General features: G+C 71.0%; 23 protein-coding genes. 8 read left to right on the forward strand and 15 right to left on the reverse strand.

What is annotated here, in order from left to right; genetic code table 11:
* Window positions 1–11 precede the first annotated feature (11 nt).
* Genes J4Z35_RS07750 through J4Z35_RS07760 form a run of 3 tightly spaced genes read right to left on the reverse strand, consistent with a single transcriptional unit; the run spans window position 12 to window position 2,180 of the window.
* Window positions 12–239, reverse strand: a complete 228-nt coding sequence (locus tag J4Z35_RS07750; protein ID WP_006944432.1) for a hypothetical protein — start codon at window positions 237–239, stop codon at window positions 12–14.
* Complete coding sequence (locus J4Z35_RS07755) at window positions 236–1,687, reverse strand: phosphomannomutase/phosphoglucomutase (RefSeq protein ID WP_050786465.1); 1,452 nt, start codon at window positions 1,685–1,687, stop codon at window positions 236–238. Before J4Z35_RS07755 ends, J4Z35_RS07750 begins: the two co-directional genes overlap by 4 nt.
* Window positions 1,688–1,697: 10 nt before the next feature.
* On the reverse strand, window positions 1,698–2,180 hold the full coding sequence (locus tag J4Z35_RS07760; protein WP_038568950.1) for a DUF3499 domain-containing protein: 483 nt from the start codon (window positions 2,178–2,180) through the stop codon (window positions 1,698–1,700).
* Window positions 2,181–2,235: 55 nt separating this feature from the next.
* On the opposite strand from J4Z35_RS07760, the gene J4Z35_RS07765 reads away from it, so the two are divergent.
* Both J4Z35_RS07765 and J4Z35_RS07770 read left to right on the forward strand, forming a co-directional pair.
* Window positions 2,236–2,667 (forward strand): metallopeptidase family protein, encoded by a 432-nt coding sequence (locus J4Z35_RS07765; protein WP_006944419.1) that lies wholly within the window; start codon window positions 2,236–2,238, stop codon window positions 2,665–2,667.
* A complete protein-coding gene (locus J4Z35_RS07770; RefSeq protein ID WP_006944417.1) occupies window positions 2,664–3,521 on the forward strand; it encodes an NAD(P)H-binding protein in 858 nt (285 codons plus the stop codon). The genes J4Z35_RS07765 and J4Z35_RS07770 overlap by 4 nt, the downstream gene beginning before the upstream one ends.
* Before the next feature lie 95 nt (window positions 3,522–3,616).
* On the opposite strand, the gene J4Z35_RS07775 is transcribed toward J4Z35_RS07770, so the two are convergent.
* Genes J4Z35_RS07775 through J4Z35_RS07785 form a run of 3 tightly spaced genes read right to left on the reverse strand, consistent with a single transcriptional unit; the run spans window position 3,617 to window position 8,573 of the window.
* Window positions 3,617–5,041 (reverse strand): DUF5719 family protein, encoded by a 1,425-nt coding sequence (locus J4Z35_RS07775; protein ID WP_131941320.1) that lies wholly within the window; start codon window positions 5,039–5,041, stop codon window positions 3,617–3,619.
* On the reverse strand, window positions 5,038–8,295 hold the full coding sequence (locus J4Z35_RS07780) for a glycosyltransferase (protein ID WP_160126219.1): 3,258 nt from the start codon (window positions 8,293–8,295) through the stop codon (window positions 5,038–5,040). Before J4Z35_RS07780 ends, J4Z35_RS07775 begins: the two co-directional genes overlap by 4 nt.
* 5 nt (window positions 8,296–8,300) lie before the next feature.
* Window positions 8,301–8,573, reverse strand: coding sequence for a WhiB family transcriptional regulator (locus J4Z35_RS07785; RefSeq protein ID WP_006943612.1), 273 nt, complete (start codon window positions 8,571–8,573; stop codon window positions 8,301–8,303).
* A gap of 475 nt (window positions 8,574–9,048) precedes the next feature.
* Between J4Z35_RS07785 and J4Z35_RS07790 the strand changes: the two genes are divergently transcribed.
* Window positions 9,049–9,912 carry a 2-phospho-L-lactate transferase CofD family protein gene (locus tag J4Z35_RS07790; RefSeq protein WP_051806026.1) on the forward strand — a complete coding sequence of 288 codons (864 nt, stop codon included), beginning with the start codon at window positions 9,049–9,051 and terminating at the stop codon, window positions 9,910–9,912.
* Window positions 9,913–9,937: 25 nt separating this feature from the next.
* On the opposite strand, the gene J4Z35_RS07795 is transcribed toward J4Z35_RS07790, so the two are convergent.
* Genes J4Z35_RS07795 through J4Z35_RS07825 form a run of 7 tightly spaced genes read right to left on the reverse strand, consistent with a single transcriptional unit; the run spans window position 9,938 to window position 15,973 of the window.
* Window positions 9,938–11,107 (reverse strand): DNA-3-methyladenine glycosylase 2 family protein, encoded by a 1,170-nt coding sequence (locus J4Z35_RS07795; protein ID WP_208065479.1) that lies wholly within the window; start codon window positions 11,105–11,107, stop codon window positions 9,938–9,940.
* A complete protein-coding gene (locus J4Z35_RS07800) occupies window positions 11,094–12,197 on the reverse strand; it encodes a hypothetical protein (RefSeq protein WP_131941325.1) in 1,104 nt (367 codons plus the stop codon). The genes J4Z35_RS07795 and J4Z35_RS07800 overlap by 14 nt, the downstream gene beginning before the upstream one ends.
* Window positions 12,197–13,120 (reverse strand): glycosyltransferase, encoded by a 924-nt coding sequence (locus J4Z35_RS07805; RefSeq protein ID WP_131941327.1) that lies wholly within the window; start codon window positions 13,118–13,120, stop codon window positions 12,197–12,199. The genes J4Z35_RS07800 and J4Z35_RS07805 overlap by 1 nt, the downstream gene beginning before the upstream one ends.
* Before the next feature lie 58 nt (window positions 13,121–13,178).
* Window positions 13,179–13,634 carry a hypothetical protein gene (locus J4Z35_RS07810; protein WP_131941329.1) on the reverse strand — a complete coding sequence of 152 codons (456 nt, stop codon included), beginning with the start codon at window positions 13,632–13,634 and terminating at the stop codon, window positions 13,179–13,181.
* A 50-nt stretch (window positions 13,635–13,684) separates the two neighbouring features.
* Window positions 13,685–14,443 (reverse strand): SDR family NAD(P)-dependent oxidoreductase, encoded by a 759-nt coding sequence (locus tag J4Z35_RS07815; RefSeq protein WP_006943602.1) that lies wholly within the window; start codon window positions 14,441–14,443, stop codon window positions 13,685–13,687.
* Entirely contained in the window at window positions 14,436–15,722 is a 1,287-nt protein-coding gene (locus tag J4Z35_RS07820) for an AMP-binding protein (protein WP_131941331.1), read from the reverse strand. The genes J4Z35_RS07815 and J4Z35_RS07820 overlap by 8 nt, the downstream gene beginning before the upstream one ends.
* Window positions 15,719–15,973: a phosphopantetheine-binding protein gene (locus tag J4Z35_RS07825; RefSeq protein WP_062258256.1), complete on the reverse strand. Its 255-nt coding sequence runs from the start codon at window positions 15,971–15,973 to the stop codon at window positions 15,719–15,721. Before J4Z35_RS07825 ends, J4Z35_RS07820 begins: the two co-directional genes overlap by 4 nt.
* Before the next feature lie 173 nt (window positions 15,974–16,146).
* Here J4Z35_RS07825 and J4Z35_RS07830 point away from each other — a divergent pair, with 173 nt between their 5' ends.
* The 5 genes from J4Z35_RS07830 to J4Z35_RS07850 are packed head-to-tail and all read left to right on the forward strand — an operon-like array spanning window position 16,147 to window position 22,339.
* The gene (locus J4Z35_RS07830; protein WP_131941334.1) at window positions 16,147–16,665 is read left to right on the forward strand and encodes a GNAT family N-acetyltransferase; all 519 of its coding nucleotides are present in this window, start codon (window positions 16,147–16,149) and stop codon (window positions 16,663–16,665) included.
* On the forward strand, window positions 16,662–17,726 hold the full coding sequence (pseI, locus tag J4Z35_RS07835; protein WP_131941336.1) for a pseudaminic acid synthase: 1,065 nt from the start codon (window positions 16,662–16,664) through the stop codon (window positions 17,724–17,726). The genes J4Z35_RS07830 and pseI overlap by 4 nt, the downstream gene beginning before the upstream one ends.
* 29 nt (window positions 17,727–17,755) lie before the next feature.
* Window positions 17,756–20,062: a glycosyltransferase gene (locus J4Z35_RS07840; protein WP_160126221.1), complete on the forward strand. Its 2,307-nt coding sequence runs from the start codon at window positions 17,756–17,758 to the stop codon at window positions 20,060–20,062.
* Entirely contained in the window at window positions 20,062–20,814 is a 753-nt protein-coding gene (locus J4Z35_RS07845) for a hypothetical protein (RefSeq protein ID WP_131941340.1), read from the forward strand. The genes J4Z35_RS07840 and J4Z35_RS07845 overlap by 1 nt, the downstream gene beginning before the upstream one ends.
* Complete coding sequence (locus J4Z35_RS07850; protein ID WP_144707509.1) at window positions 20,807–22,339, forward strand: hypothetical protein; 1,533 nt, start codon at window positions 20,807–20,809, stop codon at window positions 22,337–22,339. The genes J4Z35_RS07845 and J4Z35_RS07850 overlap by 8 nt, the downstream gene beginning before the upstream one ends.
* Before the next feature lie 79 nt (window positions 22,340–22,418).
* Here the strand turns inward: J4Z35_RS07850 and J4Z35_RS07855 are convergent, their stop codons facing one another.
* Both J4Z35_RS07855 and J4Z35_RS07860 read right to left on the reverse strand, forming a co-directional pair.
* Window positions 22,419–24,074, reverse strand: coding sequence for a hypothetical protein (locus tag J4Z35_RS07855; protein ID WP_160126222.1), 1,656 nt, complete (start codon window positions 24,072–24,074; stop codon window positions 22,419–22,421).
* Entirely contained in the window at window positions 24,071–24,916 is an 846-nt protein-coding gene (locus J4Z35_RS07860; RefSeq protein ID WP_038568978.1) for a hypothetical protein, read from the reverse strand. The genes J4Z35_RS07855 and J4Z35_RS07860 overlap by 4 nt, the downstream gene beginning before the upstream one ends.
* Between the last annotated feature and the right edge of the window lie 19 nt (window positions 24,917–24,935).

A 24,935-nucleotide genomic window follows, 5' to 3' on the forward strand; every position in this document is an offset into this window, starting at 1 on the left:
GCGCGCGAGCGTCAGGCGGGCAGCACGCTCGCGTCGTCGGCGAGCAGGACGGGGATGCCGTCGCGTATCGGGTACTGCAGGCGCCCGCCGCGTTCTGCGTCGACCCCGGTGCTGACGAGGACGGGCGCGCCCGAGGCGTCACTCGCGTCCTCCAGCTCGGTGCCGGTGACGGGGCAGCGCAGGATCTCGCGCAGCCACGGGTCGATCGTCAGGGGCCGGCGGCTCTTGTCGTCGTTCACTGAGCTTCTCCTTCGCGGACGGCGGCGAGCGCGGCGTCGCGCACGCGCTCCATGGTGGCGGTGTCGGCGGCCTCGACGTTGAGGCGCAGCAGCGGCTCGGTGTTGGACGCGCGCAGGTTGAGCCACCACATCGGATCGCTCTCCCCCGCGCCCTCGTGGACGAACGTCACGCCGTCGAGCGCGTCCTCGGTGAACTCGCCCTGCGACGCGACCCACGTGCGCACGCGGCCCGTGGCCGCGGCGGCGTCGCTCACCGTCGAGTTGATCTCCCCCGACGCCTCGTAGCGCGCATACGCGGCGACGAGCTGCGACAACGGTGCGTCCCGCTCCCCCAGCGCCGCGAGCACGTGCATCGCGGCGAGCATGCCGGTGTCGGCGAACCAGAAGTCGCGGAAGTAGTAGTGCGCGCTGTGCTCGCCACCGAAGACGGCGTCGTGCTCGGCCATCTGCGCCTTGATGAACGAGTGCCCGACGCGCGTGCGCACCGGCTGTGCGCCGTTCTCGGCGATGACCTCGCCGACGGCGCGGCTCGAGATGAGGTTCGCGACGACCTTGACGTCGGCCGCTGCGGCCCCCCGCGCGACCTCCTTCGCGATCTCGCGCTCCGCGACGAGCGCCGTCACCGCGGACGGCGTGACGGGCTGGCCGCGTTCGTCGATGACGAAGCAGCGGTCGGCATCGCCGTCGAAGGCGAGGCCGATGTCGGCACCGTGCTCGACGACGGCCTGCTGCAGGTCGACGAGGTTGGCCGGCTCGAGCGGGTTGGCCTCGTGGTTGGGGAACGTGCCGTCGAGCTCGAAGTACAGCGGGACGATGTCGAGCGGCAGCTGCGCCAGGCCCGCGTCGGTGCCGAGCACGGCCGGGACGGTGTGGCCGCCCATGCCGTTGCCCGCGTCGACGACGACCTTGAGCGGGCGTCCGCCCGACAGGTCGACGAGACCGCGCAGGAACTCGGCGTACTCGCGCAGCATCTCGCGCTCGGTGACGCTGCCCGCCGGGCCGTCGAACGGCACACCCTGACCTCGATCGAGCGCCCATTGCGCGAGGTCGCGGATCTCGGCGAGACCGGTCTCGAGGGAGACGGGGCGAGCGCCCGCGCGGCACAGCTTGATGCCGTTGTACTGCGCCGGGTTGTGGCTCGCGGTGAACATCGCGCCCGGCAGATCGAGCGCACCGGAGGCGAAGTAGAGCCCGTCAGTCGAGCACAGCCCGATGAGGGTGACGTCGACGCCGTACGCGGCGGCGCCGTCGGCGAACGCGCGCGACAGCTCCGGAGAACTCGGGCGCATGTCGTGCCCGACGACGATGGCGTTCGCGCCCTCGGGGCGCACGACAACCTGCGCGAACGCGGCGCCGAGCTCGCGGGCGACGCGCGGGGAGAGCTGGTCGGGCACGAGGCCACGCACGTCGTAGGCCTTGATGAAGTCGTTGAGCGCGGGTGCAGTCACGACGTTCACTCTACCGGCGCGAGGGCCCTTCCCGACCGTCGAAGGGCCTGTCGAACCGGCCCCCGTCGGCGTCGTCGTCATCGGAAGCGTCAGAGAGCGCGTCCGCGGGCGTCTGACCGGGCAGCACCCGAAGGTGACGGCGGCGCTCCGTCGCCGACAGCAGCGTCGGGTCACTCGCGGCGACGCTGCGCGTCGAACGGCGCGTCGGCTCGGGCTCCCCCGGCGCCGGGCGTACCGCCGCCTGACGCACGGCCTCGGCGAGCGCGACGAGATCGTCGGGCGTCGGCTCGGGCGGCGTCATGTCGACGGCGAGGCGGACGATGTCCCACCCGCGCGGCGCGGTGAGGCGCGTCGCGTGGTCGGCGCACAGGTCGTAGGTGTGCGGCTCCGCGTATGTCGCGAGCGGGCCGAGCACGACCGTCGAATCGGCGTAGACGTACGTCAGCGTGGCCACGGCGGGCTGGGAGCAGGCCGATCGGGAACACTGTCGCATCAACGTCACGAGGCACAAGGGTACGCCACGGCGGGCACCACGTTAGGCTCGCCGGGTGACTCCTCGCCCCACCCCACGCGCGCCGCGCGGGGACGCCCCGACGCGGCGCGATCGTCACGGGCGCCGCCATCGTGGGCCGCTCGCGTGGCCGCCCACGCCGTCGATGCTGTCGCGGGCGCGCTCGTTCGACGAGGCGGTGCTGCGCAGCGTCGAACGGCTCGAGGCGCGTTGGGGCGAGAGCCTGGAGCACATCGAGATCGGCGTCGAGGAGGTGCCGCCGTCCGATCCGAGCGCGTGGGAGGACGCCGTGCCGCTCGGGCGCGCCTTCCCAGCCGAGGGCAAGCACCGCGCGCGCATGGTGATTTATCGCCTGCCGATCCAGACGCGCTCCGCCGACCTGTACGAACGCGACCTGCTCGTCGAGCACGTCGTCACCACCCAAATCGCGGCCCTGCTCGGGCGCGAACTCGACGAGGACGACCAATGAGATTGACGCCCACCGCCGCCCCGCTGCTGCCCGCCGACATCCTCGTCGCCGGGCGCGCACCCGTGCTCGTGACGGGCGCGTCGGGGGTGCTCGGGCGCTGCGTCGTCGAGGAGCTGCTCACCTCCTCCATCCCCGTGCGCGCGCTGACGCACCGACGCGACGTCGACCTGCCCGAGGCGGCGGCCGGCATCCCGGCGCGCCTCGAGCACGTCACCGGCGACCTCGGCACCGGCGCCGGGCTCGACGCGGCGCTCGACGGCGTCGAGGCCGTCATCCACTGCGCAGGCAACCCGAAGGACGCGCGCCGCGTCGACGTCGAGGGCACGAGACGCCTCGTCGACGCGCTCGACGCGTGGGCACCGAGCGCGCACCTCGTCCACGTCTCGATCGTCGGCTGCTTCGAGAACCCCTACCCCTACTACCGGGCGAAGGCCGACGCCGAGAACGTCGTCGAGGCCTGGCACGGTCGCGCGAGCATCGTGCGCGCCACCCAGTTCCATCCGTTCGTCGCGCAGCTCGTGCGCGGCGCGGGCGCTCGCGCCCTGGGCGCCGTCGAGGACATCGAGGTGAGCCCCGTCGACCCGCGCTGGGTGGCGACGAAACTCGTCGACGTGGCGTCGCTGCTCACGAGCCTGCCCACGCCGATGGAGCTCGCCGGGCCGGAGACGTTCACCCTCGCCGACATCGCGACGCTCACCGCACACCTCGATCGCCGACGCGCGCCGTGCACGGCCCCGCTGCCGACGATCGGGGTGACGATGCGCGCCTTCACCCGCGGCGCGCATCTGCCGAGCGAGCAGACACAGATCGGTGGACGCACCTACGCGCAGTGGCTCTCGGCCGAAGAACACTGACCTACCGGTAGGACGCCGCGCCGCGTTCAGGCGGCGGCGTGGTTCGGTGTCGGGGAAGCTCGGGAGTGAGTTGCTGCGGCTCGGCGGTTCGCGCCTCAGCGCTGGGTGACTTCGACCGGCGCGCGCAGCCACGGCGTCGGCACGAGCGGCACGCTCGTCACCGGCTGATCGGCGCCCACATCGCGGACGAGCACCGCGGCGTGGACGGGCGCGGCGTCCGCTGATCCGTCATCTCGCAGCAGCCACACCGTGGCGTTCTTCGGCACGTCCACACTCGCCCAGCCGTTCGCCGGGACGTCGAGACGTCGGCGCGTCGCTTTCCCGGACGGATCGCTGACGACGAGCGTCACCGACGTCGCCCTCCCTTCGCCCATGACGACGAGTCGGCCGGCGTGGCGCGCCCCGTCGAGACTGGCACCGGCTGCGGCATCAAGCGCCGGGGCGGCGGGCACCCAGGTGAAGTCGCGCGATTTCTTGGACGCCGAGGACGCAAAGGCGGAGGCGATGATGTTCTCCTGCGAGCTCGCGCGCACCGCGGCGACGTCGTCGTCGATGCCGTCGAGCGTGACGTCGAGGCTGCGCCCGACGGGCACCGTCACGACGCGTTCACTCACGTCACCGGCGTCCTTCCCGGACGCCTGGAGGCGCACGACGGCCGCGCGGGAGCCTGGCGCCGCGAGACGCACACGTACGGAGCGGTCGACGACCGGCACGCCGGGCATCTCCTGCACCGGCGCGGGCGGTGCGTACTGGGCGGCGACGTCGTCGCCCTTGCGCTCGGTTTCGCCGACGCGGTCGCGGACACTCGCGACGACCGCACCGTCCTCACTACGGACGTGAACGACGACCGCAGCGTGCGCGAGAGCGTCCGCGGGGATGTTGACGCTGACGCGTCCATGCGCGGGCACGGCCTTGTCGGCGATCGCGGCGGAGTCGAGCGCGCCGTCAGCCGCGCGGACGTCGACGTCGACGGACACCGCGCGTGCGCCCGGGTTGACGAGGGTGACGGTGAGCAGCCTGCCGGGTTGCTTGTCCCCCACCGGAATCCACGCCTCGGCCGTGGCCTGGGTGCAGGCCTGCGCGCTCACGGCGCCGTTCGCCTCGTGGAACTGCGTTGCCGTGATGCCGGGCGCCGAGGCGCCTCGCGCGACGACGTCGAGGGGCCCGTTCTTCCAGGTGCGGGTCATGCTGTGGCCGCGCGCGAGCGTCACGGCTGAGCTGTGACCCGCCTCGTTCACCTGCAGCTGCCCCCCGCCGCCGAGCATCGACGACAGCTGCATCGGCGCCGACGCGAGCGCCAGCGTCGCCGCGTCCTTGCCCTCGCCGCCCGGGCACACGAGCGACGCCGCGTCGACGGGCATCGCGGCGGCGCGGGCCGTCGGCGCCGCTGCCTTCGGCGGGTGGACGGGCGCGGCCTGCGCTGCCAGGACGACGGCGCCCGTCCCGGCGGCAAGGACGCCGGCGCGGATCCACCCCTGAGCGCCCCACGTGCGTGGCCGACTCGTGCGCGAACGGCTCATGCGCGCACCTTCTTCCGCGTTCCGAACGGCAGCGCGAGGAACGCGACGACACCGAACAGGCCGAGCTGCGCCCAGCGCCAGCCGCGCCACGCCGTCCCGGGATCGATCTCCAGACGACCGCCCGCAGCGCCCAGTTCGTAGGTCGGCAGGTCGCCTGCGACGTGCCGCAGGGGGCGGCCGTCGAGCGTCACGCTCGCGTGCTCGGCGAAGCCCGGCCCAGCCGCGACGGCCACGCGTCGCGCGGCAGCGCCCGCGGGCAGCGTCGTCGAGACGCGCGCATGGTCGCCGCTCACGGGCACGATCGTGCGATTCTCGCCGTCCGTGACGACGACGCGGGCGGCGCGCTCGGCGCCCTCTCCGTCGACGTGGTAGAGCGAGGTGCCGGCGGTGCTCGCCATGGGCGTGAGGCCGTCCACGCCGTCGAGTTCGAGCGAGCGTGCCCCGGGCTCCTGGGTTGCGCTCACGTACGCGACGCCGGCTTCGCGCAGCGCGCGCGCCGCGTCGGATCGATCGGCCGTGGCGTCCGTCAGCGACCCGATCGCCCGCGTGACGGCGGCGGGGGTCCGCATCGTCGGGACGCCGGCGTCGGCAGCCGGCAGCCCGGCCTCGCGGCTGCGGACGGTGAAGTCGGCGGCGTCCGCACGCGCGTGAAGTTCGAGCACGAGAGCCGCGCGGGCGCTGTGTGCGTCGTGGGCGGCGATGGCCGGCAACGGGTCCTCGACGCACATCAACCGCGTGGTCGTCGGCGACGTCCAGGCCGCGCAGGCCGCCGTCCCGACGGTGACGAGGACGGTGCCCGCGGTGGCCCAGCGCAGCGGGGTGCCGCGCGCTGCGCGGCGGGTACGCGGAACGGTGGTCTCGCCGGCCGCGACGAGCGCGAGGGCGAGCAGGCAGGCGACGAAGGCCAGCAGCGGCAGGCCGGCCCACACGTGCCAACCGGGGTTCGCGCCGAAGGAGTGGCGCGGCACGATCATGGCCGCCCCCAGCGACGCGAGGGCACCGACGACGAGCACCCACCGCGCGGCGGCGAACGAGCGTCCGCGCACGGCGCCGAACAGCCCCGCGAGCAGCACGGGGATGCCGAGGACGAGCGGCGTCGACCCGGGCCCGCCGGGGTGGGCGAACAGCATCGCGACGGGGTCGGTGGCCGCCTCCTGCGTGAGGGTGCCGGGGCCGGCGACGAGCCGGGCGGGGTGACGCCACACCTCGACGCTCCAGTGCCCCAGCAGCAGCGGCACGAGGACGGCGACGGCAAGCGCCCGCCATTTCGCCGCGCGGCGACCGAACACGACGATGACGAGCAGGAGGACAGTGAGCGCCGGCAGGAAGGGCGGGGCGAACGCGACGAGCACGGTCGCGGCGAGAGCGCATGCGGCCACCGCACCGGCGCCGCCCGAGCGACGCGCGATCGCGGCCAACCCGGCCAGCGTCAACGGCACCATGATCGCGGCGACGAGGGCGCCCAGACGCCCGTCCGCCATGGCCCCCGTCAGCGGCGCGGCGCTGCCCCACAGCAACGCGACGACGGCACGCGGCCAGGGACGCCGCGTCACGACGCGGCCGGCCCAATAGGCGGCGAGGCCGGCCAGGACGGGCGCGGCGAGGAACAACCACGTGAGCGCGGCCTGGGCGCTCGCGGCGTCATCCGTCCACGGGAACACCGAGACGAGCCACGCGCCCGCCGCGAGGAACGGCAGATACGGCGCCGACGAGGCGGGATGCCCGTACCCGTCGCCCTGCCAGGCGTCGCGCCACGCGTGCCACCACGCGCTCGCGGAAGTGAAGCTCGGCTCGAGAGCGCCGCCCGCCAGGCCCGCTCCGCCACTCAGCAGGTCGGTGTCGAACGTGCGACGCGCGAGCACGGCGCTCAGTGCGACGAGAGCCAGGAACAACCACAGGCCGGGGTGACGCATGCCGCGCGCGACGATGCCGCGCGGAGCCGTCAGGTACTCGGCGTCCTGGGACGTGGGCCCGGTCTCCGACGACGCCGGGCTCGCACCGGCCGTCCGCGAACCGCTGGGCGTGACGGCCTCGACGAACGCCTCCCACGCGCGGGCGCGGCCGACGGAGGCGGGCACGAACAACGACCGCAACTGCGCAGTGCTGACGACGGCGCGACCGCGGAAGCGCCGGCGCGCGCCGAAGATGCGGGCCAGGCCGAAGGATGCGCTCGCCTGCCCCAACTCGGCCGCGGCACGCCGCGGCCGCTTGACGAGCAGCAGCGCGAGCGCGAGCAGCAGCGACGTCAGCGTCGTCCAGACCATCGCGAACGGCAGGCGCCACGCCGGTGTGCGCGCGAGGGCCACCTGACGGTGACGACGCAGCGTCGCAGCCGAGTGCGGCGCAGGACGATCGGGGTCACCCGCACGGCGCGACAGCGCACGTCGCTCGCGGCGGGTAGGGCGCGAGCCACCCCCGTCGATGGAGCGCAGCAGGTGCGCCGCGTCGAGATCCTGATGGGCGACGGCGTCGGGGATGACGGCCACCGCGTGCCCGGCGAGGTGGGCGCGCCAACACAGGTCGAGCCCGTCGCCGTCACCGTCGAAGGCGGGGTCGAATCCGCCGAGTTCGAGATAGACGTCCTGGCGCACGAGCATGCCGGAGCTCGCGACGGCGAGCACGTCGCGGCGAAGATCGTGCTGGCCCTGGTCGAGTTCGCCGCCATGCGTGCGCGCGACGTGCCGGCCGCTCGTCGTGACGTCGATGCCCACGTTGACGAGCCGGTCTGGGCGGTCGAGTTCGTGGATCTTGCAGCCGAGGATGCCGAGTCGTTCGCTGCGTCCGGCCGCCCTCAGCTGGGCGGCGAGGGCCGTCGGCAGCGGCGCCGAATCCTCGTGGAGCAACCAGAGCCAGTTGTACCGGTCGTTCGGGTGGCTCTCGCGGCGACGTGCACGGCGTCGGGTGCGTAGCGCGACGACGTGGTCGCTGGAGCGTGCGGGCAGCGCCTGGACGGCGCGGTCGACGAGCGCGGCGAACGCCTCGTCGTGCGAGGCGGTGACGACGGTGACGTCGAGCGCCCGCAGGTCGGCGCGCTCGCGGGCCATCGCGTCGAGGGTGTCGCGCACGCGTCCGGCGGCGCTACCGTCGACGATGACAAGGCGGTCGGGGCGGCGCGTCTGCGCGCAGACGGCGGTGACGGTGGCGTCGAGCCAGGGCTGATGGGCGTCCCGCGCGATGAGGACAGCGGTGACGAAGGGGTGTGCTGGGGAGCCGTCGTGCAACTCGTCGACGCCGTTGACCTGGGTCGCCGACACTTCGCTCAGACCGCGCGCTTCTTCAGCTTGCGGCGTTCGCGCTCGGACAGCCCGCCCCAGATGCCGAATCGCTCGTCGTTCTCGAGGGCGTACTCGAGGCATTCGGAGCGCACCTCGCACCCGACGCAGACGCGCTTCGCCTCACGGGTCGAGCCGCCCTTCTCGGGGAAGAAGGCCTCGGGGTCGGTCTGCGCGCACAGGGCGCGCTCCTGCCACGACAGCTCTTCCGTGTCGTCCAGGGCGTCGTGCAGGCTGATCAACTGCATGAATTCCTGCATGTCCGTCCTTTCGTGGTCGGCGGTCGCGGCGGGTGGGCCGGGCTCTGCGGTACGTCCCGATCATCGGCACGTCGGTCGTGTGGTCATCGTGATCCGCCGCTCGCGGCGGCCATATCACCGAGCGGTGACAACCCCCTGGTGACGCGACGATCCAGCCGATGATCCGCCGATGGCGAGCCGTCGAGAAGGTCGACGGTGACGCCCGGACGAAGGGCGTCGTGCGCAGCGGGCAGGTGGCAGCGAGAGCGAAGCGGTGGCGAGAACCAACGGTGTTATTACATCGGTGTCATTCGAGTGAGTCAAGCCGAACGGGTGACCCCGATCAGCCCTCGGCGGGGGTGGTCGAGGCCCTGCTGCGCCCCCGTGTCACACTGACACAATGCATGTGAGCGTCCTATCTAGTGGCCCCCTCTCCCGCCCGGCACTAGATGCGCTGTTCGGGCGAGAGTCCATCACCAACACGCCTTTGCTCGATGTGATCTACGTCACCAACACGTCGCATGACATCAGTCTCGCAGGTCTCAGGTTCTGCCCCAACCTCGACGCGGTGTGCCGAATTGCGGACGATGCGGTGCCGGGGACGCGCACAGCGGTCGTCTCTCTGCGGGACGCCGGTCTCATTCCGACCGGCGCGTGGGGCTGGCTCGACGATGAGGCCCTCGCCCAGGCCGTGGCCCGCACCTATCGCCACGCGCGGGGCACCGGCGCCGTCGCCGCAGCTCAGCAGCAGTGGACGCAGTGCCGCGGCGCGCAGAGCGAGACGGCTGCCGTCCTGCCGCTCACCGAAGAACCCATCGAACTGCACGTGCTCGAACCCGACGGCGACGGTGGGCAGGTCAGCCGTCACGCGCTGCGCTGGATCGAGGACACCGACCGCCGCGAGCCCGAGGGGTTCGTCGTCGCCGGCGTCGATCACGCCGACGCCGCGCCCGGCGTGCTCGACGCCGTGCGCAGCGCCGACGTCGTCGTCCTGCCGCCGATGTCGCCGATCCTCGACATGGCCGGATTCCTCGCGGTGCGCGGGATCCGCGACGCTCTGCGCGGCACGTCGGCGCGCGTCGTGGCGCTCAGCCCCATCGGCCTCGACGGGCACCGCCCCGCCGGCGTCGACGCCGCGAGCTGGCGACTCACCGGGGCGACTGCGTCATCAGCAACCCTCGCCCGCCTGTACGCCGACTTCGTCGACGCCCTCGTCATCGACGACGCCGAGGCGCCGACGCGCTACCCGTCGTCACTCACCGTGACGCGAGCGCCCATGCGGGCCGCCCTCGCGGGTGACGTCGACGCCGCCGCCCGGCTGCGCGCCGTCGTCCTGGGTGACGCTGCCCTGTTGTCGTAGTCAGCTCCCCCGCGGCGTATGCGTTTCACCAGGTGCGCGTCGGCAGGTGCGACGGCAACGTCATGCGTGCGCCGTGGCGTGGGCGCGGCGGGCCGCCGGCGAGGATGAGGCGCTCGGCGCGAAACCGGTGCCCACGGTATGGCTCCAGCAGGCGCGCCATGCCGGCGTCATCGGTGTCCTGGCCGATCAGCGCGTGCCCGATCTGCTTCGCGACGTGGTAATCCCTGAACGTCGGCGCATCGGCGTCACCCCAGGCCGTCTGCGCGACCTTGGCACTCGTCCACACTCCGAGCCCGGGCACGGACCGCAGGCGAGCGTGGGCCTCGGCGTGCGGCAGGTCCGCCGTCCGCTCGAGCGCGTCGGCGTGGTCGAGCGCTCGCATGATCGTGCGCGACTGCGGTGGCTCGACGCCGGCCTGCAACCACGCCCAGGACGGGATGCGTCGCAACCCCCGTGCGTCCGGCGCGGCGTGCATGCGGGCGACGGCATGCGCCTGCGGGCCGGCTGCGCGCACGACCTCCGCGGGCGTCGGGATGGGCGTGCCGTAGCGGCGTACGAGCACCCGAAACCCGCCGAACGCCTGCTTGCCGGTGACCTTCTGCTCGAGGATGCTCGGCACGAGCGAGGTGATGACGAGTCCCGTGCGCGGGGCGCGCCAGTGACGATGGTGCGGCTGGCGCAGTGCCGCCGTCACCCGGTCGTGACGGGCCACGAACCCGGACGGGTCGTCGTCACCGCCCAGGATGCGAGGCACCCGACCCTGGAACCACGCCGCACCCGGGCCGTAGGCCCGCAGCTCGACGCGGTCGGGACGCTCGGCGCGCGCGCTGCCATCGGGCATGGCGGCGGTTCGCGGCTCACAGCCCGCCATCCCACCGAGGCCCGGCCTATCCGCTCGTGCGGCTCCGGGCGTCGCTACGGGTGCACCGCCACGCACGGGCATCGAGCGCCACCACGTCAACGCCGGCCCGAGGGGCGTCGTCACCGCCCACCACAACTGCCGTTCGCCGATGACCATGCTCGGGTCGCCCACGCCGCGGCGCAGGGCGCCGAGGATCTGCGCTAGCGGCACCGGCCGGCCGGGTTCCCACACCTCGAACAGGTCGGCCGACATGGCGCCGGGCGCGCCCGCCCCGTCGGCCCCGTGGACTGTGTCGCCCCCGCCGGCCCCCTCGGCCGCGTCAGCGACGTCCATCAGACCCACGCTCCTCGAGGCCGCGGGAGACCACAGCACTCACCTCGCGCTCCACCTCGTCGAGTGGAACCCGCTCACCGAGGAACGCCTCGAAGATCCCGGCTTGCTCGGGCGAGACGTCGGTGTCGAGGTGCGCCACGCTCGGCTCACTCACCCACACGACGGGCATGCCGACCATGGCCGACAGGTTGATGAGGGCCGTGCTCGGCCCGCCGAGCGCCAGGCTCGCACGCACGACGTCCGGGTCGAGCTCGGCGGTGCCCCGCGAGAGCATGATGTCGAACTCCGCGTACCGGGCGCGATCTTCGGCGGGGTGCGGACGCACGAGCGGTCGCAGCCCGGCCGCGGCCGCGGCGTCCGCGAGGCGTCGCACGTACGCGAGGTAGGCCTCCGGCGAGCACCAGCCGAGGTCGACGACCGGCTGGGTGAGGATGACGGCGCTCGCGTCGCTGCCGGGGCGCGCGTCGCCCAGCTCGCGTCCGAACTCGGCGGCGACGGCCGGCAACACCTCCCACGATGATCCGACCGAACGGAACGTCGGCCACCGCAGCGTCGTGCAGGCGCGCGCGATGGCCGCGGTGACGAGCGTGCGCGCTGCGGCCTTCGCCGCCGGGGTGCCGTGACGCTCCAGCGCCGCCCGCCGCGAGTCACGCGAAGCGTAGGAGCCGATGCCCTCGTCCGTGACGACGACCTCGATGCGCCGCGTCGGGTTGGCTCGTCGCAGCCGGGCGACGGCCTTGAGCCCCGGCGCGCCCACGGCGACGTAGAGGCAGCGGGCCGCGTCGTCGAATCGCCATCCGGGCATCCCGTCTTCGACGGTGACGCTCCCGCCCTGAGGCAGCAGCTCGCGCGCGTCGTCGACGGTGACGGCGGCGGAGGCGAGGAACGCGGGCGCGGCGACGAACGAGACGCGGATCGGCGTGACCCCGTCGACGAGGGTGCGCACGTAGGAGGCGATGTAGACGAGGTGACTGCGGTTCTTCACCCCGGTGATGGCGACGTGGATGCCCCGCGTGCCCTGCGCGTCGAGCGACGCTGGGCGGCCGCTCGAACGAGTGAGTCTGCGACGCAGCGAGGTTGCGGCCCCCATCACAGCACCGGGGGCCGGCCGAGACGCGTCAGCCGGGCGACGGTCGACCACGACATGACGCGCCGCTCCCCCGCGTCGGTCCGCACGCCCTCGACGAAACCGTCGAACCAGGTCTTGAGTGCGTCCTTGTCCTTGACGCGCAGCACGGTGATGGCGGCCCAGTTGCCGAGGTAGAGGGGCACGAGCGGCGCCGGCAGGTTGCGCTTGGCGACCCACACCCGGTTGCGCGCGTTCATCCGGTAGTACACGGCGTGACGCGCGGGGCTCGTCGCGGGGTGCTGGACGGTGATGCTCGGCACGTACTGGATGACCCAGCCGGCGTCGATGAGCCGCCAGGCGAGGTCGATGCCCTCGTGGCCGTAGAAGAACGCCCCGGGCCAGCCGCCGACTTCCTCGAACGCGGTACGCCGGGACAGGTGGATGCCTTCGAGGAACCACGTCGCGGGCCCGGGCTTGCCGCCGCCTTCGACACGCAGGCGCGGAATCCATCGCCGCGGCGTCGGCTTGCCCGTCGGATCCTGCCCCAGCGGGCCGATGACGGCGTTCTTCGGGTCGCGTTCCATCTCTCGCACCATGTCGGCGAGGACGTGGTCGTTCGGCAGGGTCGCGTCGTCGTCGTAGAAGAAGAGGTAGTCACCGCGCGCCTTGGCTGCCCCGATGTTGCGCCCGCCCGGGATGCCGAGGTTCTCCGGCGAGTACAGGGCGCGCACGAGGTCGGGGAACGGCCACGGGTTCTCGGCCGGATCCCACCCGTTGCCGAGCAGCACGACGTCGAGTTCGACGTCGCGCTGGGCGATGAGCGAGTCGAGCGCCGCCCGCAGATCGTCGGGGCGGTTGCCCATCGTCATGAGGACGACGCCGACCCTCGGCAGCGCCCTGCCCTCGGACGAGCCCGGTTCCGCACCCGGTTGTGTCATCATCATGTCTTTCCTCCGTCATGGGAAACCGTGGCGCTCACCGCACCTCGACTCAGCTGCCAGGCTAGAGTGCGCCGCCGACAACCCCGGAATCTCGGGGTTTTGCGCCGCTCAACGCCGCCGCGCGCGTCATGACGACGTCACCTCGAACCTCCGTGCGCCACGCCACCCGACCCACCGCGGCATCCTCCAGCACGTCGGCCGGCACGGCGAGCCCATGGCGCGAGAGCCACGTGATGATCGGGACGTCGGCGAGCTTGGCCAACGCTTCGGCGCGCGTCCAGGCCCCGGCGAACTCGACCGGGTCGTCCACCCCGAACCGCCGTACCAAGGACGCCCGCACCGGCGCGACGATCTCGGCGTCGATGACGAAACGCGCGCTCTCCCTCACCCGTTCGGGCACACACCAGCCGAGGCCGGTCCCGTCGGCGAGGTAGCTACGCGCGGCGTCGGGAAACGTCGTCGCGTTGACGTCGGCGGCGCGCACGACGTCGCCGTCACGCACGGCGGCCTCGAGCACCACACATGCGGGTGAGGTGTTCGAGGCCGGTGGCCGCGTCGTGGGGTCGTTCAGATCGAGCCGCCGCCGTCGATCGTCAGCACCATGCCGTTGATGTTCGTGTCTTCGAACAGCAGCATGCGCAGCGTCGGCGTGATGTTCTCCGGCTCGACGAGACGGTTCGTCGGCGTCCGGCGGGTGATCGTCGACAGCTGCTCGGTGCCGAGCACGGAGCTCATCTCCGAGGCGAAGAAGCCGGGCGCGATCGAGTTGACGAGGAATCGCCCGTGCATCTCCCGCGCGAGCGAGCGCGTCGCGGCGTCGAGGCCACCCTTCGTCGCCGAGTACGCGACGAGGCCGGCGTAACCGCGCTGCGCGCAGACGCTCGTCACGTTGACGATGCGGCCCTTGCCGACCTTCGCCATCGCGTGACGCATGAACGCGCGCGTGACGAGCAGCGTCGCCGTCAGGTTGGTCGAGATGATGTCCTCGATGCGCTCCGGCGTCGTGTGCAGGTGCAGCGAGTCCTGACCGATCGCCGCGTTGTTGACGAGTGCGTCGATCGGGCCGAGCACCTTCGCGGCGTCCTTGATGAACGACGTGACGGCCTTCGAATCCGTGATGTCGACCGAGCCGACGTACACGCGCTCCGGGTTGGCGTCCATGAGCTGCTGCAGTTCGGGCGTGACGGTGCGGGCGAACGCCGCGACCTTCGCGCCGTTCGCGAGCACCTCCTCGACGAACGCGAGGCCGAGGCCGCGCGAGCCTCCGGAGATGAGGACGCAGGAGGCTGCGGGGATGACGTTCGGCTCGTTCGTGGTCTCAGACATCGCTCTTCAGGCTCTCCTTGATCGGGATCTCACTCAGGTACTTGACGCGGCGTGGCACCGCGTATTCGGGCAGTCGCTCGGCGCACCACGCCTGCAGCGCAGCCTGGTCGGGGGCATCGGGGTCACCCTTGGCGAGGCCGTCGCGCAGGACGACGTCCGCTGCGACGACGTTGCCGACGAGCGGCGCCTTGCGCCCGCGCACGGCGGCCCAGGCGACGTCGGGGTGCTCGAGCAGCACTGCCCGCACGGCGCCCGCGGACGCCTTCGACCCGCCGACGTTGATCTCGTCGCTCGCGATGCGGCCGGTGATGACGACGCGTCCTTCGGCGATCTCGACGTGGTCGCCGGTGTGGATGACGGCGTCCATGCCCTCGGCGGCCTTCGGCGAAGCGATGAGCAGCTCACCGTCCTCGACGCTCAGGCGCGGGCGCCCGGCGACCTCGCGCTCCAGCCAGGTTTCGGGGAATCCGGCGAGCCCGTCGTGGACGGCGATCGCCGCACCGGCCTCGGAGCTCGCGTAGATCCATGAGATACGTGCGTCGGGGAAGACCTCACGCAGTCGGTCGAGGATGCCCTGGTCGACGGGTTCGCCGCCGAGCGTGATCTGTTCGAGCTTCAGCTGGGCGAGCACGTCACCGTTGCGCCACAGCGCTTGACGCCAGAACGTCGGCGTGCCGGATGCCGCCGTCACGCCCGCCGCGAGCGCCTGCTGCGGCCACTCGTCGAGCTGCGAGGGTTCGACGAAGACGACGTCCTGCCCGGGCATCGTGAGCGAGAGGGTGACGACCTGCCACCAGGCGTAGGCGCCCGGGGTGTAGGGGCACAACCAGGTGCGCGCAGGCTGCTGCCCCCCGACGGTCGTCAACGACTCCAGGGTGTGTGCCACCTGCTTCGGACGCCCGGTCGAACCGGACGTCAGCAACCAGATGCGGCCCGCCTCGGGCTCGCGCGGCGCCGTAGCGGCCTCGAGCGTGACGCCGCCGGCGCTGTCGCGCACGAGCGTCAGCCCCCCGTCACGCAGCTGCGCCGCCTGCTCGTCCCCGATGCGCGACGCGGTCGCGATGAGCGTCTCGCGGCCCGGGTCGAGCGCTGCGTTCCAGGCGGCCTGAGCCGCCGCTCGGTGCCCCGAGACCAGGCAGGCCGCGGCGGGCGGCAGCGTCGGTGTGTCGGACGATGCGCCGTACGGCGCCTGCGCCAACTCAGCCCACGTGCCGTCGAACTCGCCGACGACGACGCGGTTGCCCGCGCCCGCAGGACGCGAGTCGAGCACCCCCGTCATTCGGCCTTCTGAAGCTCGTCGATGAAGTCGAGGACGTCTCCGACGGTCTCGATGGAGCGCAGGCCGGGCGCGTCGAAGTTGAGTTCGGTGTCGAGCTCGTCCTCGACCTGCAGGGCCAGTTCGGAGAAGTCGAGCGAGCGGAAGCCGATGGTGTCGAGGCGCGCGGCGTCGTCGGCGGGCAGTTCCTTGCCCTGGGCGGCGAGGACCTCGCCCATCATCGTGCGGACCTGATCGCGGCTGAGCGTGCTCATGACTTCACCTTTGCTCGATGCTGTGACGGCCCGGCGCTCACTCTGCGCGCCGCTGGGGGCGCAGCATGCCTGCCGTGGCCTGTTTCCTTACGGGGTAGTCTAGACATTCCGGCTGTCTGCGCCATTTCGTGCGTTTCGGCACCCGGCCCAGCCGTATTCGAGGGAGATCGACGATGCTTCGTCCCGCCACCGACGCCGACCAGGAGAACGTGCGCACCTGGCGCAACCATGACGAGGTGCGAGCCGTGTCGCTGACGCAGCACGTCATCAGCGCTGACGAGCATGCCGCGTGGTGGGCGAACACGAAGGACAACCCGTCGCGTCACGTGCTCATCTACGAACGCGGTGGCGTGCCGTCGGGCGTCGTCACCTTCTTCGACCTCGACGTCGACGCGAAGACGTCGTGGTGGGGTTACTACCTCGACAACGACGGCCTCACCGCGCGCGGTGAGCTGCTGCCGGCGTGGATCCAGATCCAGCGCGAGGCCGTCAAGTACGCCGACGCCGAACTCGGTCTGGACTCTCTCGACGCCGAGGTGCTCGAGATCAACGAAGGCGTGCGCCGGTTCAACAAGCGCAACGGCTTCACCGAGCTGGAGACGCAGACCCGCGAGATCGGCGGCGAGAACGTCGCCGTCATCCACGTGCGCCGCGAGCGCCCCCGCACCGACCGCCAGGAGCCGACATCATGACGCAGAACCCGAACCAGAACATCCGCATCGGTGACGTCGAGGTCGGCCCAGGCGCCGAGCCGTACATCATCGCGGAGATGTCGGGCAACCACAACGGCAGCCTCGAGACCGCGCTCGACATCGTCCGCATGGCCGCAGCACAGGGCGCGCACGCCATCAAGCTGCAGACGTACACGGCCGACACGATCACGATCGACGTGCGCACCGACGAGTTCAAGATCTCCGGCGGGCACGAGCTGTGGGGCGATCGCTACCTCTACGACCTCTACACGGAGGCGCACACCCCGTGGGAGTGGCACGAGCCGATCTTCGCGCTCGCGAAGGAGCTCGGCATCCACGCCTTCTCCTCCCCCTTCGACCCCACGGCCGTCGACTACCTCGAGAAGCTCGACGTGCCCGCGTACAAGATCGCGAGCAGCGAGATCGTCGACCTGCCTCTCATCCGCTACGCGGCAAGCAAGGGCAAGCCGATCATCATCTCGACGGGGATGGCCTCGCTGGGTGAGATCAACGCGGCCGTCGAGGCGGCGCGCAGCACGGGCAATGAGCAGATCATCGTGCTCGCCTGCACGGCCAACTACCCGGCCGACCCGAGCGAGTCGAACCTGCGCGGCATCCCCGTGATGCGCGACGCCCTCGGCACGCTCATCGGCTACTCCGACCACACGATGGGCATCGGCGCGGCTGTCGCCTCCGTCGCGCTCGGCGCGGTTCTCGTCGAGAAGCACGTGACGCTGAACCGCGAGGACGGCGGCGTGGACTCGGCGTTCTCGTCCGAGCCGGAGGAGCTGAACCAGCTCGTCACGCAGACGAAGATCGCGTGGCAGTGCCTCGGCGAGCCGCGCATCGGCGCCCGCGCGCAGGAGAAGGAGGGCCTGCGCTTCCGCCGCAGCCTGTACGTCGTCGAGGACGTCAAGGCTGGCGACGTCGTGACGGCGCAGAACGTGCGCTCCATCCGCCCCGCGAACGGCCTGCCCACCGATACCTTCGACACGCTCGCGGGTCGCACCTTCACTCAGGACGCTCCCAAGGGCACCCCCATGTCCTGGGACCTGGTCTGATACGCGCCTAACGAAGGAAACGCATCGCCGTGAGTGATACGCCCCTGCTGTCGGTTGTCGTCCCGTTCTACGGGGTCGAGGACTACCTGCTCGAATGCCTTCAGTCGTTGCAGGCCCAGACGCTGCGAGACATCCAGGTCGTGCTCGTCGACGACGGCTCCCCCGACGACAGCATCGAGATCGCCGAGGCCGTCGCGGCCTCCGACGAGCGTTTTCAGGTCGTGCGCCAGGCGAATGCAGGCCTCGGCCCGGCCCGCAACACAGGCCAGGCCCACGCGGTCGGCGAGTTTCTCACGTTCGTCGACTCCGACGACATCGTGCCGCACCGCGCGTACGAGCAGATGGTCGCGTCGCTGCGCTCGTCCGGTTCGAGCTTCGCGGTGGGCAACGCGCGCCGCTTCTCGCGCACGTCGGGCGTCCGCCAGTCGTGGGCCCACGCACGACCGTGCGCGAAGGACGCCATCGCGACCCACATCCTGGAGCGGCCTACCCTCGCGTACGACCGCATGGTGTGGAACAAGATATACCGGCGCGACTTCTACGAGGAGTACAGGTACGCCTTCCCGCCGATCAAGTACGAGGACTGGCCGGTGACGATGCGGGCCCACCTCGATGCGCTCACGGTCGACGTGCTCAAGACGCCTACGTACTACTGGCGTGAGCGCGAGTCCGGCGACTCGATCACGCAGCAGGTGTTCAAGTACGAGAACCTGCTTGACCGCGTCATCAGCGCCGAGCAGGTCTTCGACGTCCTGGATCGCCAGGCCTCCCCCGTGGTGCGTTCGATGGCGCACCGACACCTGTTGGAGATCGACATGGTGGCTATCGCGCAGGCGTTCGCCGTCGCCGAGGCGTCCGATGTTCCCCGTCTGCTGGAGCTCTCGTTGCGCTTCGTCGAGCGCCTCGAACCGCCGCACTCGGGTGAATCGCGGTACAATACCCTGCAGTATCACGCGCTGAAGGCCGGTGACGCCGATCTCTTGCGCGAACTCGCTATCTTCCGTGACGCCGGCGGGCTGGCCGGCGGCACGAGTGTGAGCCGATCCCGTCTCAAGCCCTGGCGGTGGAACCTCAACTACCCCGGCCGCACCCATCGGGCGACGCCGAACAACCTGTACGAACTGCCCTTCACCGCCTTGAAGTTGCAGACCTTGGTCACGTCCGCGCGAGCGACGAGCGAGCGCCTCGACATCGAGGCGACTGCTCAGATCGGCCATCTCCAGGCGGGCGACGACGACGCCGTCGCGGTGAACCTCGTCAACGGCATCACCCGCATCCCGCTGGAGGTCGAGACCTTCGACACGATCGACGCCTTCCGCGGCCGCAGCCGCGTCGGCCTTCGCTTCGGCGTCGATCTCGAGTCGTTGCGTGGCCGCCACGACCTCGTCTGGCCCCTCCGCTTCGAGGTGACCCGCACGAGCGCTGGCGTCACCCGCACGAGCCCGCTGACGGGCGCGGGCGCAGGGTCCGCCCAGTACCCGCAGGGAGCCTTCTTCGGCCCAAGCCAGTTCCTCCAGCCGGGCCTCACCTCGGGCAACGTGTACTGCATCCATCGGGTTGCCTTCCCCACGGTCGTCGAGGTGCTGGAGGCCTCGGACGGCGCGTTCGTCGTGCGTGGCACCATCGCCGAACCGGCCCGCAACGCGGCCGTCGTCGTCGTCCGCCCCGACGGTGCTCTGACCTTTCCCGCCACGCTGGAATCCGGCCTCGACGGCATCCAGCACTTCACGGCCCGCCTTGACCCCGCCGTCGTGCTCGACGGCGATTCGAGCGACGACCCGTTCCTGCATACGGCAACGCGACGCGTCGCAATGCGTACGGAGTTCGGCGACGTCGACCTCACCTGGCCCGGCTACGACGCAGACGTCGAGATCACCCAGGACGGTCGCCGCGTCGCACTCACGCGCAGCCGCTTCGGGAACGCCACCCTGACCTTCGGCCCCCTCGTGCCACACGTGGACTCCGCCCGTCAGGTCGGCGACGACCTGCTGCTCGAAGGTACCCACCTGGGTCTGCCGGTCCAGGAAGGTCTCATGTGGCGCCTGTATCTGCCGGATTCGGACGAACATCTCGACATCCCCGTGGCCGTGGACGTCGACGGTTCCCGCTGGTCGTCGCGCACCACCCTGAGCTCCCTGCTGCCCGACGTCGATCGCCCGACCCAGCCGGGCGCTCCCGCAGCGGACTACAGCCTCTTCTTCCAGACGCAGGGGTATGACACCCCGGCGCCGATCGTGCCCTCGGCCCTCGGTGCCTTGCCGATCGAACGCCTCGTGGCCGGGCGCAACGTGCTCGTCACCTCCATCGCCGGTAGTACTCGAGTGCAGGTGCGCTGATGTTCCCGACCAACCAATCCTTCGGAAATTCCGTCGTCCTGGCTGCGGCAGCACGTCTGCCTCAGCCGCTGTTCCCGCCGACGATCCCCGGCTACGTCCAGCCATGGCTCGGTCAGGAGTCCAGCACTTCCGATCATCCTCGTGGCGTTCCTGCATTCGTGTGGGGCCCAGCCGCAAGGGAACGGCGCCACCGTGCCGGCTATCGCAATCACACTCCCATCGGCGCACCATGGCTGTACCTGTTGGCGCTCGAGGCGAATTCGGCCATCCCGGTGCCTCCGGTTCGCAAGGCACTGCTGCCGCCCGAACCAGAGCCGAACCGGTTGCTCTATTTCCCGCACCACGGGCTGCAGGGCGAGCTTGCCGCCCGAAGAACAGCCATAGCACTGGGGTCGCAGGCCCCTGAGACAACAATCGCACTGACCCACGAACAGGCTGCGTCCGAGGCGACGCGCCGGGCTTACGAGGATGTCGGTGCGCGCGTCGTGGATCTCGGGCCGGCGCGCCAGGAGGTGGGCAGCGTCGCCCCTTTCTTCCTGCAGCGAATTCTCCAACTCATACGAGTTCATCGTTCCGTGCGCACCGATGTCGTGGGCACGTATGCGCTCTTCGCCCACAGCGCCGGCGCCATCGTCGAGGCGCATGTACCACGTGAGCGCCTCGATGCCCTGGTCGAGCGCGAACTCGGCCCGTCATGCGTCATGCCCGCCCAAGAACTTCGTGCGATCTTCGATTGGAGCACTCATGTCTGAGGCCCTGTTCACCCTCCTCGCTGACGCTGTGCCCAGCGGCGTAGATGTCGTCGTGCTGGGATTCGAAGACGACGCTCGCGCGGCCATGCGGGCCCACAGCGCCCCGGGCACGGTGTTATTCGTGGACCGGATCGCCGACCTACCTGCGGACACCGAGACGCTTCTCGCCGGGCCCGGTTGGGAGGCCGCATTCTCGGAGACGGATGAGCGCACCTTCGTCGAACGGCTGGCCCGCCTCGCCGGCCAGGTGCGGTCCGGCGCCACGATGGTCGTGGCGCTCGACAATCCCCATTCGACAGCTCGTCTGCTCACGGCCACGCCGCGTGCACTGGCGTCGCACGACGTGGACGCCAGCGCCCAGGATGAAACTCGGCCCGCGTCGCCGCGAGCGTTCACCGAGGCGCTGCGCCAGGTCGGGTTCGCTGCGGCGAGCATCCACAGCCTCTTCGGTACGAACGAGCGCTGGTGCGTCCTAGACGAGTACGCTCTCGAGGCCGCACGGACGGCCGATTCGCTCTCCGGTCTCGTAGCCTCGGCCTGCTCGGCCGTGGATCGGGCCCCGGTGCTGCCGGCCGAGCAGTTCACGGAGGCTCTGGCGGCAGCGAACGCTCTGTTCACTGCAGCCGACGCGTTCGTCGCTGTCGTCGGCGGCCGCGGCCGCAGCATCTACCTCGGGGGCGCCGGTCAAGACGTGCAATGGCTCGATGGCTCTGCGGCGGATCGTCGGTGGGTTGTCGGCGGTTCGAGTGACGACCCGGATCGTCCCAGCACCGTGGCACTCGCGCCAACCGCGCACCGTCTCTTGCTCACGGCTGCGGCTGCGAGCGACACCGGTGCCTTCCGTGACCTTGCCACACGCCTCGCACAGTGGGTGGCCACCTCGTCCTCGCTCGACTCGCGCCGTGATCTCACTTGGCGCGACGTAGTCGTCGAGGGCGACACGGTCAGTCTCACGCTGGGGGCGCCGAGTGGTGGCCACGCGGTTGACCCGCTCCCCCGCGACGAGTTGCTCTGTCGCTGCTGGTCCCATTTCGTCGCTGCCGCTCGCATCGATCAACCCGAACTGCCCTGGCCTGACGCGCTGACGGACGACGAACTCGTGCACCTGTGGCTGTCCATGAGCGGCGTCGGCGAGGAGCGCGTGCGTGAGTTGGTCGAGGGGCGCGCGCGCGCCACGACGGACGACGACGGACTGTGGGCTGCTCGGCATGCTGCAGCGGCAGCGACGCGACGCATCGCCGCACTGGAGGACGAAATTGCGGCGCTCCAAGCCACCTTGCGCCTACGCGACACCGAGATGGCCGTGCGCGCCCGGGCGATTCGCTCACTTCGCGGCCAGGTGTTGAGTGCGTCGAAGAACCGCGACCTCATGGCCAAGGCCAACGCCGACATCAAGGGCTCGGCCGCGTTCAAACTCGCGTCTCAGTTCCGCAAGGCTGCGCTGATCACCCGTCCCAAGCTCCTCGTGCGCGAACTCGGCAAGGCTGCTGACACGCGAGTTCGTGCCCTGCGACGCGCGGGCTGAGTGGGGCCGACAGACCGGATACGTGCAAGAGCGCACGGCCGCTCCTCTGAGGGGTGAGCGGTGCGCTCTCGCGCGTATCTCAGTCGAGAAAGCGTCTCTTGGCCTGCTTGAGCGGACCCATGGCGACGTTGCCGAGGCGATACGTCATCGAACGTCGCAGGTCCTCGGCGGACTTGCGCAAGGCCTCCTGCTGCTGGCGGGCGAGGGCCAGCTCGGCCGACTGTCGCTGCGCCCGGCTTCGCAGCTCACGCTCACGCAGGTTGAGGCGGCTCTCGAACCAGTTCGCGCGCGAGGCGAGGGCTTTGTTCTTCTCTTCCAGGCGCTCGATGACGGCGAGCAAGCCGGAGACGTCGTGCGCGGGTAGGTCGAGCATGCTGGCGCGTTGGGCGAGCAATGCGTCCAGGTCATCCGGGGCTGCGAGGCCCGCCATCGCGCCGATCGTCGCGGCCATCGTCCGATCATCGGTGGCTGCCGGCCACAGGTGGAGCGAGCCACGTGCTCGGATGACAGCGACGAAGTCGACGACCGCCGCCCACAGTGCGTCATCCAGCCGGCTCGAGGCCGGCGCCGGGGCAACGGTGGTGAACGCGTGGTCGTCATCGCGAGCCAAGGCAACGAGCAGGTTGTCGAAGCGCAGGTCGCCGACCTCCGCATCGAGACGGCCCTCACGCGCTTGCCCACGGGCCCACCCCACCCATCGTGCCAGGAGGGTGCGAAGTCGAGAGGCGTCGCCGCTCGCGCAGGCGTCGAGCGCCTCTTCTGCGAACGGGCGTGCCTGCGCCGCGATGGCGATCTGCCGATCACCCTGGCGGATCGTCCCGGCCGCGCACTCGAAGCGGATGACGCCACCATCGAGGGTCGAGGCGAGCACCTCGAGTTCCCCGCTCGCCGCGACCGGGCGACCTGCCACGACGAACCAGCCCGACGGCATCTGCGCGAGGCGTCCGCCCAGCACGGCGGCGCGTGTGACCCGGGTCGGGTCCGCGCCGATGCGCCGCAGCGCTGGGGACGCGAGAGTGAGGGCATCGAGCAGGGTTCGACCCTCATCATCGATCGACATGGTGTTCCAGGCGAGCAGGGTGTGCTCGTCCCAGGTGGGCAGCAAGTCGGCGACGCTCACCTCGCGTAGCTCCGTGGTGGCGAGTGCCGCGTCGAGGGCATCTCGATGACGCGGGCGCGAGGCATCGAACGTCGCGAGGACATCCCACGCAGCATCATCGTTCTGGGTGTAGCGCGAGCGCAGGCTCGTGATGCGATGCAGGCCGAGCTCGTTCTCCACCGCGAGCGCGAGGCGGCCACCGGGTGCGACGCACGCGACGACCGCTTCGAACACCGCGGTCCACGTGGGTGTCACGTCCTCGAGCGAGGGCACCCTGGCCAGGTCGTCGAGAACGAGAACGACGTCGTACTCACCGAGCTTCTGCTCGACGTTCAGGATGTCGCCGCACACGACCTGTGCGGTGGGGCGGTCGACGAGCGCTTCGGCGTATGTCGCGCCGTCGGGGATCGATCGGGTGAGCACGGTCAACGCGCCGGCGAGGTCGGCCAACTCGGTCACGAGGTCGAGGGCCGTCGGGCCGACGACGAGGACACGGTCTCCGGCGTCGACGAGGTTGGCGACGACCTCACGCACCGCGGCGGAGGCAGGTGCCCCCATCCGTGCCACGTCCGACCAGTTCTGCATCGCGCCGCGCTCGAGGCGCATGAGGCCGGTGTTCTCCAGGTCGATCGTCATCGCAGCAGTTCCATCTCTTCGCCCCAGCCCAGAACGAGGCCGAGTTCTTCGGGTGTCATGAGGAAGTCACGGCCAAGTTCCTCGTCCGCGACCTGACGAGCGAGGTCGAGGTCGAGGTGCTCTCCGTGCAGTTCTGGAAAGGTCTTCTCCAGTAGGTGCGTGCCGTCGAAGCCCTGCTTGATGCCCGGGATGTCCATGGGATCGCCGTACACAGCCGGGTCGAGACCGGCGGCAATGCCGTAGAAGATCGCGGTCGACAAGCGGTTCGAGGCGACGCGCTCGTGCCGTCGCAGCTCGACGAGCTGTCGTTCGAGAAAGTTCGAGGTACCGCCCTGATAGAACGTGCCGCGCTTGCCGAGCGTGATGACGCGGAAACCCGCGTCCTCGTAACGCCGGCGAACCTCCTCCTGTTCGTACTCGACGTAGTACAGGCACATCGTCACAGGACCGTCACCCTCGACGTCCTTGATCTGTGCAATGAGGCGATCATGGTCTCCGTCGACGGCCTCGTAATCCACAGTTCCGTGGAACGGAAACCAGATGGTGCCTTCGCGCGCGCCCATATCGGTTCCGGTCTGCGGGCGCATGCGGTCGAGATAAAGGAAAGGCGCGCCGATCGTCACGTAGTCACGCCAGCCGATGGCCTGGCCCCGTCGGCGGTTGACGTCACCCCACACGTACTTGGCGAAGCCGTGCGGGGGGCGGTGGCCGTAGCCGAATCCGTGAACGAACGTCCAGCCGTGCTGGATCACGCCGTTGATCCGTGGGGGGTGCTCGCGGTCGAGCCCGCAGTACTCGGCGAGCAGGTGGGCGTGCCCGTACCAGTGGTTGCTGGAGTCCACGGTGGCGGCTCCTCCGGAT

Origin of the sequence: Dermacoccus sp. NHGro5 (assembly GCF_017565385.1) — a bacterium.
Taxonomy (GTDB): domain Bacteria; phylum Actinomycetota; class Actinomycetes; order Actinomycetales; family Dermatophilaceae; genus Dermacoccus; species Dermacoccus nishinomiyaensis.

What these genes read in the sequence shown, in the direction of transcription:
- J4Z35_RS07760 (WP_038568950.1), bottom strand. Translation starts at nt 2,180, where the DNA reads ATGCGACAGTGTTCCCGATCGGCCTGCTCCCAGCCCGCCGTGGCCACG.
- J4Z35_RS07770 (WP_006944417.1), top strand. Translation starts at nt 2,664, where the DNA reads ATGAGATTGACGCCCACCGCCGCCCCGCTGCTGCCCGCCGACATCCTC.
- J4Z35_RS07775 (WP_131941320.1), bottom strand. Translation starts at nt 5,041, where the DNA reads ATGAGCCGTTCGCGCACGAGTCGGCCACGCACGTGGGGCGCTCAGGGG.
- J4Z35_RS07785 (WP_006943612.1), bottom strand. Translation starts at nt 8,573, where the DNA reads ATGCAGGAATTCATGCAGTTGATCAGCCTGCACGACGCCCTGGACGAC.
- J4Z35_RS07795 (WP_208065479.1), bottom strand. Translation starts at nt 11,107, where the DNA reads ATGGACGTCGCTGACGCGGCCGAGGGGGCCGGCGGGGGCGACACAGTC.
- J4Z35_RS07800 (WP_131941325.1), bottom strand. Translation starts at nt 12,197, where the DNA reads ATGGGGGCCGCAACCTCGCTGCGTCGCAGACTCACTCGTTCGAGCGGC.
- J4Z35_RS07805 (WP_131941327.1), bottom strand. Translation starts at nt 13,120, where the DNA reads ATGATGATGACACAACCGGGTGCGGAACCGGGCTCGTCCGAGGGCAGG.
- J4Z35_RS07815 (WP_006943602.1), bottom strand. Translation starts at nt 14,443, where the DNA reads ATGTCTGAGACCACGAACGAGCCGAACGTCATCCCCGCAGCCTCCTGC.
- J4Z35_RS07820 (WP_131941331.1), bottom strand. Translation starts at nt 15,722, where the DNA reads ATGACGGGGGTGCTCGACTCGCGTCCTGCGGGCGCGGGCAACCGCGTC.
- J4Z35_RS07825 (WP_062258256.1), bottom strand. Translation starts at nt 15,973, where the DNA reads ATGAGCACGCTCAGCCGCGATCAGGTCCGCACGATGATGGGCGAGGTC.
- J4Z35_RS07830 (WP_131941334.1), top strand. Translation starts at nt 16,147, where the DNA reads ATGCTTCGTCCCGCCACCGACGCCGACCAGGAGAACGTGCGCACCTGG.
- pseI (WP_131941336.1), top strand. Translation starts at nt 16,662, where the DNA reads ATGACGCAGAACCCGAACCAGAACATCCGCATCGGTGACGTCGAGGTC.
- J4Z35_RS07845 (WP_131941340.1), top strand. Translation starts at nt 20,062, where the DNA reads ATGTTCCCGACCAACCAATCCTTCGGAAATTCCGTCGTCCTGGCTGCG.
- J4Z35_RS07850 (WP_144707509.1), top strand. Translation starts at nt 20,807, where the DNA reads ATGTCTGAGGCCCTGTTCACCCTCCTCGCTGACGCTGTGCCCAGCGGC.
- J4Z35_RS07855 (WP_160126222.1), bottom strand. Translation starts at nt 24,074, where the DNA reads ATGACGATCGACCTGGAGAACACCGGCCTCATGCGCCTCGAGCGCGGC.